This is a genomic window from Verrucosispora sp. SN26_14.1, from assembly GCF_004307965.1.
Taxonomy (GTDB): domain Bacteria; phylum Actinomycetota; class Actinomycetes; order Mycobacteriales; family Micromonosporaceae; genus Micromonospora.
The window spans coordinates 1-10,769 of record NZ_SISL01000193.1 but is presented as its reverse complement, the minus strand read 5'-3'; the positions used below and the strand labels follow the sequence as shown (position 1 = coordinate 10,769).

The window sequence follows — 10,769 nt, the reverse complement described above, 5'->3', positions numbered from 1 at the left end:
ACCCGGCGGTGCCCGTGGCCGCCCCGCCGCCCGCACCCCGGTGGTCCTGGTTCCCGTTGCGCCGACGCCGCGCCGCCTGATCCGTCCCGACCGGGGTTGTCGTAGCCGGACAGTACGGTCGGTTGTCCGTCGGCATCGGGAGGCAGAAGACGTGTTCGGTTACATCGGCTCCATGAGGACCAGGCCCGGCCAGCGGGAGGAGGTCGTGGCGATCCTGCTCGACGGTGTCGAGGGCCTCCGCGCGGCGGGTTGCCACCTGTACGTCGTCGGCGTCTCCGACACCGATCCGGACCTCGTCGTCGTCACCGAGGTCTGGCAGAGCCGGGAACACCACGCGCGCTCGCTTCACCTCCCGGAGACCAAGGCGGCGATCGCGCGGGCCATGCCCCTGCTCACTGGGGAGTTCACCGGCCAGGAGACGACTGTGCGGGGCGGCCTGGGTCTCTGACCCGGTGGATCACGCGGTGCACCGCGCCGACCCGAACCACCGGGGCAGGTGGTCCCGCAGACTCTGCCGCTCGGCACCGACCCACACCACGTGGCCGTCCGGCCGCAGCAGCACGGCCGGCACGTCCAGTTCCTCGCTCACGTCGACGACATGGTCGACGCGGTCCGCCCAACCGTCGACCGAGAGCCCACCGGTCTGGTCGAGCAACAGTCCGCGTCCGGTGTGCGTCAGCTCGTAGAGACGCCCCCGGCCCAGGCGTACGTCCCGCATCCGGCGGCCGAGCAGTTCGTGGCCCGCACCGACGTCGTACCGGACCGAGATCGCGGTGACCTTCTCGATCAGGTACCGATTGACCTCCTCGAAGTCCATCAGGTGCGACAGCAGCCGTCGCACCGCGAGCGGACCCGGCTCGGTGGAGAGCAGCTCCATCTGCGCGCGGGTGTTGTCGAGGACGTCGGCGGCCACCGGGTGCCGTTCCGTGTGGTAGCTGTCCAACAGCCCTTCCGGCGCCCAGCCACCCACCTCTGCGGCCAGCTTCCAACCGAGGTTGACGGCGTCCTGGATGCCGAGGTTGAGGCCCTGCCCGCCGACGGGCGGGTGGATGTGCGCGGCGTCGCCGGCCAGCAGCACCCGCCCGGTCCGGTACCGCGTGACCAGCCGGGTGGCGTCGCCGAAGCGCGACATCCAGCGGGGCGAGTGCACGCCGAAGTCGGTGCCGGCGTACGCCCGCAGTTGACGCCGGAAGTCGTCGAGGGTCGGCGGGACGGCCCGATCCTCGGCCACCTTCTCGGCGGGTACGACGACGCGGCACATGCCGTCCCCGACCGGGCCGACACCGAACCGCTTCTGGGTCCTGCGTACGTCGGCCACGACAGCGGCCAGCGTCTCCGTCGGTGTGGTCACCCGCATCTCGCCCAGCAGCGTGTCGACCCGGCTCGGTTCACCGGGGAAGTCCACACCGAGCAGTCTGCGGACGCTGCTGCGTCCACCGTCGCAGCCGACCAGGTAGCGCGAGCGCAGTCGGGTGCCGTCGGCCAGTTCGACGGTGACACCCTGCTCGTCCTGGCTCAGCCCGACCAGTTCGCCGCCGCGCCGGATCTCGGCACCGAGTTCCGTGGCGCGCTCGGCCAGCAACCGGTCGGTGACGGGCTGCGGGATGCCGAGAACGTAGGGATGTGCGGTGTCCAGCCGTACGGGTGCGGGCGTGTCGAGGCCGGCGAAGAACCCTGTGAGCGGGCGCCGCCGGCCGTACGCGAGGAAGCGTTCCAGCAGGCCCCGCTGGTCCAGCACCTCGATGCTGCGGACGTGCAGGCCGAGTGCGCGTACGAAGGCGGGCGGCTCGGGTTCCTTCTCCACCACGAGTACGCGCACGCCGTGCAGTCGTAGTTCGGCGGCCAGCATCAGGCCGGTCGGTCCGGCCCCGGCGACGATCACGTCGACCATGACATTCCCCTTGTTTCCGCAGCTCCTGGCTTCGGCGCCCGATTGTGCGCCCCGGCCGGGGTCTTGCCGCAAGCCCCGGGGTGAGCTATACGGTGATGGTGGCGGCACGCGATGCCCTTGCGCTTCGCGCTCCCACCGGCCCGCCGCCTCATACGCCGGCACTCTGCGCCATCGCGCGACACGCACGCCACTCGGCAGAGCCCTGCCACCCGTGCACGGCAGTCGGGTGTCGTTCTCGACCTGGACGCCCTTCTCCGCTCGGGAGTTGCCCCATCGAACCCGGGGAGAGGTGGCGAGTAATTATTGGATTACCAGTAACTACAATCCAATAATTATTCGCCACAAATCGGGCAAAGGCACCACGCATCATAATGACTGTTAAGGTGCGTAAGGACTTACGCTGGTGTAGTCCACGTACTGTGCCGCCTGGTCAGGACCCTCGGGGCGTCAGGAGGGCGTCGGCCGGTACGTCGCGCGGGCTGCGGCGACCTCGGCGGCCTGGCGCTCGCGCCAACGCTTCTGCGCCTCGCGGTTGCAGGTCCGGCAGACGCGTCGGTAGCGGCCGGTCGCCGGCTCGATCTCCCGCTCGTGCCCGTTGCGGCACAGCGGGGCCTGGCGGCGTTCTCGGCAGGTGTCCGCGTGGCGGAGTTGGCGCAGGTGCGTCGGCTCGATGCAGTCCGGCACTGCACAGTCGTGGTGGATCTCCAGCGCCGGGTCGTAGTCCCCGACGAAGACCACGTACGCCGCGATGTGCGCCCAGGCCCGGCCCGCCAGCTTCTGGTGTACGCCCCGCCGGGTGCCGTAGCCACGGACGACGAGGCATCCGCTGTCGGTGCGGGTCGAACGGCTCAGCAGGTACGCCCGCAGCGTGTCCTCGGTGAAGTGTCGGGACAGGCCGGTGATCTGGGACAGCACCCGGTCAGGGTACGGCGGCGGTCACCAGCGGGGGACCGGCGATCCGTGGGCCGGGCTGTCAGCGGGACGGCGACGGCACGCAGTAGACGTCGCCGGAGTTGGCCTCGTGCGGCAACTCGGTGAGGTACGCCGCCATCTCCTCGGCGGTGGCCCAGCGGCCGAGGGTCAGATCCTTGTGGTCGCCGAGCGCCACGTCGAAGCCGCCGAAACCGAGCGCGGTCAACCGGTCCAGGCAGCGCAGCGCCACCTCGCGTTCGATCGTGGTGAACTCGAACGACAACGCGGGCAGCGTGCCGCTCAGCCCGGCCAGCACGGCGTCCTCGAAGCCCTCCACATCGATCTTGGCAAAGGCCGGCGTACCGTGTTCGGCGATGAGGGCGTCCACGGTGGTGACCGGGACCTCGATCTGACCGTCCCAGACCTGCCCCTCCCAGCCGCCGGCCCCGGCCGCCGCACTGACGAAGTCGGTGGAGGCGGTGGAGACGGTGGGGTTGGCGGAGTTGACCAGGAAACCGATCCGTCCCGGTTGCGCCCCGCAGGCCGCCTCGACCAGGGTGACATGGTCGTCGTCGGCGTAGATGGTGCGCAGCGCCCGCAGGCACAGCGGCTGCGGTTCGACCGCGACGACCCGGGCGCCGAGGCGGCGGAAGCTGCCGATGTGGTCGCCGACGTGGGAGCCGATGTCGAAGACCAGGTCGCCGGGTCGGACGAAGCGGGCGTAGAAGGCGTCCATCGCCGCGTCCCGTCCGGGGTCGCCGTAGTAGACCTCCAGCGACCGGCGTAGCCCGGCGGTCGCGGGGTCGGCCTTGAGCGCCTCGACCGCAGCGGTGTGTGTACCCATCGCAGCACCCTAACCCGCGCGCCCCGTCGAGGTGGCTCGGCTCGATGACGCCCGTCACCCGGCGTGAACGCGGGCGCCGAGAGGACACGTCGGTCGTCGCCTGCTGGCCGGCTTCGACGACCACCGCGCGGGAGTTGACGATGCGCGCCCGGCGCGCTAAATAAGAAGACAGAAAGTTGAGTCGCCAAGGCTCAACTACTTCCGAACCTTCGGCGCAGAGGACCCGAGGAGGCACGAGATGCTGATGCGCACCGACCCGTTCCGTGAGATCGACCGGCTCGCCGAGCAGTTCTTCGGCACCACCAGCCGCCCGGCGGTCATGCACATGGACGCCTACCGCGACGGCGACCACTTCTACGCCGCCTTCGACCTGCCGGGAGTGGACCCGGACAGCATCGACTGCACCGTCCAGCGCAACGTCCTGACCGTCCGGGCCGAGCGTCGCCGGCCCGCCGGTGACACCGTCGAACTCGTCGCCGCCGAGCGCCCGATGGGCGTGTTCAGCCGGCAGCTCTTCCTCGGCGACACGCTCGACACGGACAAGCTGGAGGCCGGGTACGAGAACGGCGTGTTGACGTTGCGGATCCCGGTGGCCGAGCGGGCCAAGCCGCGCAAGGTCACCGTCAGCGCGACCGGCACCGGCCGACGGCAGATCAACGCCTGACACTCGTGACGGCCGGGCGGGAGGTGTTCCCGCCCGGCCGCGTGCGGCGGCCGTACGGTCCGGCGGTGTGCGATCATGACGCGTCGGCGCGCCTGTTCGTCATCCTGAAACACGGCTGAGAACATTTTTCGCATGCGTTCGACCGAGACCCCGGTGTTGTACCGCCCGCCGGCCCATCCCGCCCTGCCCGGGGGGCCGATGGCCGTCACCGACGCGTGGCTGCGTAACCGGCGGTTGAGTGAACACACCCGTGACGCGTACCGGCGGGACGTCGCCGGCTGGTTGAGCTGGTGCGACGCCCGCCACCTGGACCCGCTGCGGGCGAACTTCCTGCACGTCAACGAGTACGCGCGAACGCTGGAGAGCACCCTGGCCGCGCGGACCGGCAAGCCGCTGACCCCGGCGACCGTGGCCCGCAAGCTGTCCGCGATGTCCAGCTGGTACGACTTCCTGGTCAAGCTCCAGGCGGTGCACGCCAACCCGGTCTCCGACGCCGACCGGCCCCGCATCGACCGCGACCATTCGAGCACGGTGGGCCTGGCCCCCGACGAGGTGGACGCGCTGCTCGCCGCCGTCGAGACCGACACCGGGCCGACCGCCGCCCGCAACCGCGCCGCCGTCACCCTCCTGGCCGACCTCGGTCTGCGGGTGGGGGAACTGGTCTCCCTGGACGTCGCCGACCTCGGCACCGAACGCGGACACCGCAGCGTGCGCTTCACCGGCAAGGGCGGCAAGTCCCGCCGCCGGGCCCTCACCCCCTCCACCGCCTACGCCGTGGACGCCTACCTGACCCAGCGCGCCGCCGAGCAGGGCGTGGCGGCACACCAGCTCACCGGGGCACTGCTGGTCACCGCCAGCGGTGCCCGACTCGACCGGCACTCGGTGTTCCGGCTGATCCGGCGGCTCGCCCGGGACGCGGGCATCCCGGCGTGGGCCCGCCTGTCGCCGCACTCGCTGCGGCACGCGTTCGCCACCACCGCCCGCGCCGAGGGCGTACCGCTGGAGGACGTGCAGGACGCGATGGGGCACGCCGACCCGCGTACCACCCGACGCTACGACCGCGACCGGCACAACCTCGACCGCGATCCCGCGTACGCCATCTGGGCCGCCCGGGCCCGCCGCCGGACCTGACGCGGCACCGGACGGCTTTCCGCCCGCCGACGCGCCCGATTCTCTACGGTCGGATGGTGTGGGCGAGGCGCAGCCGTGGAGCAGGCCGGCCCGGCGACGCCACCCGGTCCGGGTCGGACTCGTCTTCGCCGGCGCCGGTGTGGCGCTGTGCTGCATCGGTGTCGCCGGTCTCGGCGCCTGGAACGTGCAGGTGGTCACCCAGGCCGCCGGCCCGGTGCGGGAGACCGCCGAGGGGTTCCTGCGGGAGGTGACCACGGGCGACACCGACAGCGCGTACGAGCGGCTCTGCGCCGACTCGCGCAGCCGGTGGAGCGAGCTGGGCTTCACCAGTTGGGTCCGCACCCCGCCGACCGTGCGCGACTACGAGATCGTCGACGTGTCGGTCGCCACCGACCGGGGCAAACCGCACGGCACCGTCACTGTCCGGCTGACCCGCGAGAGCGGCACCACCGAGCAACGTGAACTGTCGGTGGTGCGGGAGGACGGGTGGCGGGTCTGCGGCGACCCGTACTGATCTCATACCCCGGCCGGCTCGACCAGCCGACCGTCGCGCAGCACCAGCACCCGGTCGGCCATCTCCACCAGCGTCGGATCGTGCGTGGCCACCAGCGCGGTCATTCCCCGCGCGTGCACCAGCGCCCGCAGCAGGTCCATCACCGCCCGGCCGGTCTCCGAGTCCAACTGGCCGGTGGGTTCGTCGGCGATCAGCAGCTCGGGGTCGTTGGCCAACGCGCGGGCGATCGCCACCCGCTGCTGCTGCCCACCGGACATCTCGTACGGGCGTTGCGCGGCCTGCCCGCCCAGCCCGACCAGTTCCAGCAGCACCGACACCCGTTCCTCGCGTTGCGCGGCCGGGGTCTTCGCCAACCGCATCGGCACCCCGACGTTCTCGGCGGCGGAGAGGATCGGGATCAGCCCGAAGGACTGGAAGACGAACCCGACCGTGTCCCGGCGCAGCCGCAGCAGCTCCTGGTCACCGGCGGCGGTCACCTCGCGACCGGCCACCCACACCCGTCCCGACGTGGGCCGGTCCAGGCCGCCGATCAGGTTCAGCAGCGTGGTCTTGCCGGCACCCGAGCGGCCCCGCACCGCGACCAGCTCACCGCGACCGGCCCGCAACGACACGTCCCGTACCGCGTGGACCATCCGGTCGCCGCTGCCGTAGTCGCGGCACAACCCCTCGACGCGTACCAGGTCCTCGCTCACGTCGCGTCCCTCCCGTCGCCCGCGCGGACCTGCACGTGGTCCGGCTCCAGGGTCAGCTTCACCCGGTCCTTCAGCGCCAACGCGTCGACGAACCCGGCGGGCAGCTGCATCCGCCCGGCCCGGTCCAGCACCGCGTACTCCTCGGTGACCAGTTCCTCCACACCGTCGACGCCGACCCGCGCGGTGCGGTGCACCTCCGAGGCGGTCCGCCCGTCGCGGATCGAGACGGTCCGACGGACCTGCGTGGCGACCTGCGGGTCGTGGGTGACCACCACCACCGTCACGCCCAACTCGGCGTTGATGGTGCGCAGCGCCCCGAACACCTCCGCCGCCGTCGCCTCGTCCAGCTCACCGGTCGGCTCGTCGGCGAAGAGGACCTCCGGGTCGTTGGCGACCGCCACCGCGACCGCGCACCGCTGCTGCTCACCGCCGCTCATCTGCCCCGGCCGACGGTCCGCGCAGGAGCCGACGCCGACCATGTCCAGCAGCTCCGTCGCGCGGCGCCGACCGGCCCGGCCACCCCGACCGGCCAACCGCATCGGCAGTTCCACGTTCTCCCGCGCCGACAGGTACGGCAGCAGGTTGCGGCCGGTCTGCTGCCACACGAACCCGACCGTGTGCCGCCGGTACCGCAGCCGCCTGCGGGCCGACATGGTCAACAGGTCGTAGCCGGCCACCCGGGCGATCCCGGCGGTCGGGGTGTCCAGCCCGGACAGGATGTTGAGCACGGTGGACTTGCCGGACCCGGAGGCACCCACGATCGCCACCAGCTCGCCCCGGTCCACGACCAGGTCGAGCCCCTGCAACGCGACGACCTCCACGCCCTCACTGGTGAAGATCCGCACCAGGCCGTCGCAGACGATGTGCCCGCGCAGCCGGTCCGCGCCACCGGCGCGGGCGGCGGCACGCTCCGCCGCCCGACGCTGCAACGTCGCCAGATCCGGCCCCGGCTCCACCACGGTCATGCCGGCTCTCCGCTCCGCCGCGCGCCGGCGTGGGACACCGGTCCACGATCCGCTCGCTGACGCTCGCTCACGGGTTCTCCTCTCCCAGGCGCAGCACCTCACCGAGGCGCATCCGCCGGTTCACCAGGTTCTCCACCACCAGACCGGCCAGCAGGCCGAGCACCACCAGCACCAGCACCCCGCCCACGACCAGCGGATCCAGATGGTCGCGGATCGGGACCCCGGGGGCGAACGCGGCCAGCCCCAGGGTCGGACCGAGCAGCCGGGGCAGGGCCACCCCCACCGCCGCGCCGGTCGACGCCGCGACCACCACCAGCGGCACCAGCTCGTACACGAGAAGCCGCCGACCGCCCGCCGCCGACAGTCCCAGGGTGCGCAGCCGCGACAGCGTCCGCCCCCGACCGGCGGCGTCGGCGACCACCGCGAACCCGACGGCCAGGACCGCCAGCGCGGTGCCACCGGCCGCACCCACGGTGAACGCCAGGGTCAACACCTCGTTGGCCCCGGTACGCTCCAACCCCTCCCGGTACGCCTGCCGGGTCTGGAGGGCCGCCGGCACCTGGGTCCGCGTGACCTCCCTGCCGAGCACGTCGGACTGCCGCCGCCGCTGCGTCTCGTCGGCCACCGCCAGCAACCGCGCCTCGTCCACGCCGTCGGTGGCGAGCAGGTACCGGTTGGGCACGATCGGGGTGTACTCGTACTCGGGCAGCGCCTGCCACGGCAGCACCACGAACCGCTCGACGCCGAGCCCCACGCCGGGGAAGGCGTCGGCGATGCCGGCGACCTGGAAGGCGTACCACCGGCTCTGCACGTCGGCCACCGCGCCGTCGCCGATCTCCGCCGCCACCCGGGGCGAGACCACCGCCGGCACCGGCCCGTCCCCACGGGCCGCGTCGCGCAACGCGGCCGGCACGTCGACGTCCACCCCGCTGCGCGCCACGACCTCGGCGAACGCCGGGGCGTCCACCACCAGCACCCGGGCCTGACCGAGCTGACGTGCCCCCGGGCCGCTCTCGGAGAGCAGCCGCCGGTTCGACTCCACCCAGACCCGGGCCACCGCCTGCACCCCGGGCACCGTCCCGATCTCGTCGGCGGCGTCCGGGGCGAAGGTGTAGCCGGTCAACCAGGCGTCGGCCGGGATACTCAGGGTCGCCGCCCGGTCCCGGGCGTCGGCCACCGTGGTCGTCACCACGCCGCCGAAGACGCCGGTGCTGACCGCGACGATCAGCACCGCCAACGGCCCCCACGCCACCGGCGCACCCCGACCGGCGCGGGCCACGCCGAGGAACAGCATCGCGCCCCGGGACCGCGTGGCGAAGCGGCCGACCAACCGCAGCGGCCACGGCAGCAACCGGATCGCCACCAGCGCGGCGGCGACCGCGACCAGCACCGGCACCGCACTGAGGTACGCGTCGACGCCGCCGGCCACGTCCAGGCCCCGGCGGCGCAGCAGCACCACGCCGAGACCGGCGAGCACCAGCACGCCCGCCTCCAGCGTGAGCCGGCGTGCGCTCGGGCGCTGCGCCACCACGTCCGCGCGGCCGGCGACCACACCGACCCGCCGGTACGCGAGCACCGCCAGCACCGGCACCACGACGGTGGTGAGTACCGCCAGCACCGGCACCAGCCAGGGCACCCCGGTCGAGCGGCCCGGCACCGCCGCCCCGGCCAGGGCACCCAGCAGCACCGCGAGCGGCTGCACCGGCACCGCCTCGGCGAGCAGCCGGCGACCGATCGTGGCCAGCGAGGCACCCCGCGCCCGCAGCAGCGTGAGTTCCGCCCGTCGGCGCCGGACCGCGAGCCGGGCCGCCAGCACGATCAGCCCGAGCAGGCTGGCGAGCAGCCCGGTCTGCACGACGGCCAGCAACGCCCGCACCGACCGCAGCGCGTCGGCGAAGCGCACCAGCGCGGTGTCCAGCGAGGTCTGCACCAGCGCGCCCGGGACCGTCTCGGAGCGGCGGGTCTCGGCCACCGCCGCGGTGACCGCGTCGAGCACCCCGGTGTCCAACCGCCGTTCGTCGAGCCGGTACCGCCAGCCGCTCACCGCCGGCACCCCGGCACCGGCCGAGACCACGTCCATCCCGGCCCAGTCGGTCACACCCGCCACCACGTACGGGTCGCCGTCGAGCAGCGGCACGGTCGGGCTCAGTGCCTGCCGCAGGTCGTCCCAGACCGGGTCGGCGGCGTCGCGCGGCGTGAACACCCCGACGACGCGTACCCGGGCCTGCCGGTTCCCGCCCCCGAACCGCAGGTCGGTGCCGGGCCGCAGGGACAGCGTCTCGGCCACCTCCACCGACACCGCCAACTCCGCCGGGCCGCCCGCCTGCGTACGCGGCCACCGCCCGGCGGTCACCTCGACCGCCTCCTCGACGCCGGTCTGGGCGCGTACCCCGAACAGCTTCCGCGCCCCGCCGTCCATGGGTGGTGCGTCGCCGTACGCGAGCAGGTGCTCCGGGTCGATCGAGGACGCGTACCACCGGCGGTCCACCAGGCCGGGCAGTGGCTGCGGCAGCGCGGCGGCGTACCGGTCCAGCTCGGCCTGCCCGGCGGCGGCCGGTGCGGGCCGCGCCACGCCGAAGGAGATGTCACGGACCAGGTGCGGCAGGTGCGCGACGTCGGCGCGCAGCCCCCGGTCGGCGTACCCGTCGGCGAGGCGCGGCGCGGCGGTCACCAGCATCGCCGCGACCAGACCCAACAGCGCCAGCAGCGCCACCTGGCCCGCGTACACCCTGATCCGGCCCGTCATCGGGTCGCTCCGTCCGTGACGGTCAGGCGACGGCGCATGCCGGTGGAGACGGCGGCGCTGAACGCCAGTGCCAGGGCGAGCAGGCCCACGCCGGTGGCGAGCACCGGTGGCCAGTCGACGCTCAGCAGCGGTGGTGGATGGGGGCGTTCGGCGGACGGGGTCAGGATGACCAGGGGTGCCATGGTCGCGGCCACCCCGACGCCCACCAGCAGGCCGACCAGCACCCCCATCCCGGCGAGGAAGGCCTGCTCGGCCAGCAGGGAGCGGGCCACCAGGCGCTGACCGGCGCCGAGGGTGTGCAGCACCGCCAGTTCGGTGGCCCGCCGCCGCGCGGTGGCGCTGACGTCCACGGCCACGCCCACGGCGGCCAGCAGCACCGCGGCCAGCGCGGCGGCGAAGAGGGCACCTCG

General features: G+C 73.3%; 11 protein-coding genes. 4 read left to right on the top strand and 7 right to left on the bottom strand.

Going from position 1 to position 10,769, the window contains the following annotated elements; translation table 11 throughout:
• Positions 1-172: 172 nt before the first annotated feature.
• Positions 173-448: a putative quinol monooxygenase gene (locus tag EYA84_RS17785; RefSeq protein ID WP_131054186.1), complete on the top strand. Its 276-nt coding sequence runs from the start codon at positions 173-175 to the stop codon at positions 446-448.
• A gap of 9 nt (positions 449-457) precedes the next feature.
• Here the strand turns inward: EYA84_RS17785 and rox are convergent, their stop codons facing one another.
• The 3 genes from rox to EYA84_RS17770 all read right to left on the bottom strand — a co-directional run bounded on the left by rox (position 458) and on the right by EYA84_RS17770 (position 3,647).
• The gene (gene rox / locus EYA84_RS17780; RefSeq protein WP_131054185.1) at positions 458-1,891 is read right to left on the bottom strand and encodes a rifampin monooxygenase; all 1,434 of its coding nucleotides are present in this window, start codon (positions 1,889-1,891) and stop codon (positions 458-460) included.
• 447 nt (positions 1,892-2,338) lie between these two features.
• The gene (locus tag EYA84_RS17775; protein ID WP_131054184.1) at positions 2,339-2,806 is read right to left on the bottom strand and encodes an HNH endonuclease; all 468 of its coding nucleotides are present in this window, start codon (positions 2,804-2,806) and stop codon (positions 2,339-2,341) included.
• 58 nt (positions 2,807-2,864) lie between these two features.
• Positions 2,865-3,647 (bottom strand): FkbM family methyltransferase, encoded by a 783-nt coding sequence (locus EYA84_RS17770; RefSeq protein WP_131054183.1) that lies wholly within the window; start codon positions 3,645-3,647, stop codon positions 2,865-2,867.
• Between the two features lie 238 nt (positions 3,648-3,885).
• Between EYA84_RS17770 and EYA84_RS17765 the strand changes: the two genes are divergently transcribed.
• The 3 genes from EYA84_RS17765 to EYA84_RS17755 all read left to right on the top strand — a co-directional run bounded on the left by EYA84_RS17765 (position 3,886) and on the right by EYA84_RS17755 (position 5,956).
• On the top strand, positions 3,886-4,311 hold the full coding sequence (locus tag EYA84_RS17765) for an Hsp20/alpha crystallin family protein (RefSeq protein ID WP_131054182.1): 426 nt from the start codon (positions 3,886-3,888) through the stop codon (positions 4,309-4,311).
• A gap of 132 nt (positions 4,312-4,443) precedes the next feature.
• Positions 4,444-5,442: a tyrosine-type recombinase/integrase gene (locus tag EYA84_RS17760; protein ID WP_131054181.1), complete on the top strand. Its 999-nt coding sequence runs from the start codon at positions 4,444-4,446 to the stop codon at positions 5,440-5,442.
• A gap of 58 nt (positions 5,443-5,500) precedes the next feature.
• Entirely contained in the window at positions 5,501-5,956 is a 456-nt protein-coding gene (locus tag EYA84_RS17755; protein ID WP_131054180.1) for a hypothetical protein, read from the top strand.
• Positions 5,957-5,958: 2 nt separating this feature from the next.
• On the opposite strand, the gene EYA84_RS17750 is transcribed toward EYA84_RS17755, so the two are convergent.
• The 4 genes from EYA84_RS17750 to EYA84_RS17735 form a co-directional block, all read right to left on the bottom strand.
• Positions 5,959-6,648, bottom strand: coding sequence for an ABC transporter ATP-binding protein (locus EYA84_RS17750; protein WP_131054179.1), 690 nt, complete (start codon positions 6,646-6,648; stop codon positions 5,959-5,961).
• Entirely contained in the window at positions 6,645-7,613 is a 969-nt protein-coding gene (locus tag EYA84_RS17745) for an ABC transporter ATP-binding protein (protein ID WP_131054178.1), read from the bottom strand. The genes EYA84_RS17750 and EYA84_RS17745 overlap by 4 nt, the downstream gene beginning before the upstream one ends.
• A 67-nt stretch (positions 7,614-7,680) precedes the next feature.
• Positions 7,681-10,359: an ABC transporter permease gene (locus EYA84_RS17740; RefSeq protein ID WP_131054177.1), complete on the bottom strand. Its 2,679-nt coding sequence runs from the start codon at positions 10,357-10,359 to the stop codon at positions 7,681-7,683.
• Positions 10,356-10,769: FtsX-like permease family protein (locus EYA84_RS17735; RefSeq protein WP_131054176.1), on the bottom strand; the 414-nt coding region annotated here is incomplete at its 5' end. The genes EYA84_RS17735 and EYA84_RS17740, both read right to left, overlap by 4 nt.

Excerpts from the sequence above, each read along its gene's own strand:
- EYA84_RS17785 (WP_131054186.1), top strand. The coding sequence starts at position 173 with ATGAGGACCAGGCCCGGCCAGCGGGAGGAGGTCGTGGCGATCCTGCTC.
- rox (WP_131054185.1), bottom strand. The coding sequence starts at position 1,891 with ATGGTCGACGTGATCGTCGCCGGGGCCGGACCGACCGGCCTGATGCTG.
- EYA84_RS17770 (WP_131054183.1), bottom strand. The coding sequence starts at position 3,647 with ATGGGTACACACACCGCTGCGGTCGAGGCGCTCAAGGCCGACCCCGCG.
- EYA84_RS17765 (WP_131054182.1), top strand. The coding sequence starts at position 3,886 with ATGCTGATGCGCACCGACCCGTTCCGTGAGATCGACCGGCTCGCCGAG.
- EYA84_RS17760 (WP_131054181.1), top strand. The coding sequence starts at position 4,444 with ATGCGTTCGACCGAGACCCCGGTGTTGTACCGCCCGCCGGCCCATCCC.
- EYA84_RS17745 (WP_131054178.1), bottom strand. The coding sequence starts at position 7,613 with ATGACCGTGGTGGAGCCGGGGCCGGATCTGGCGACGTTGCAGCGTCGG.
- EYA84_RS17740 (WP_131054177.1), bottom strand. The coding sequence starts at position 10,359 with ATGACGGGCCGGATCAGGGTGTACGCGGGCCAGGTGGCGCTGCTGGCG.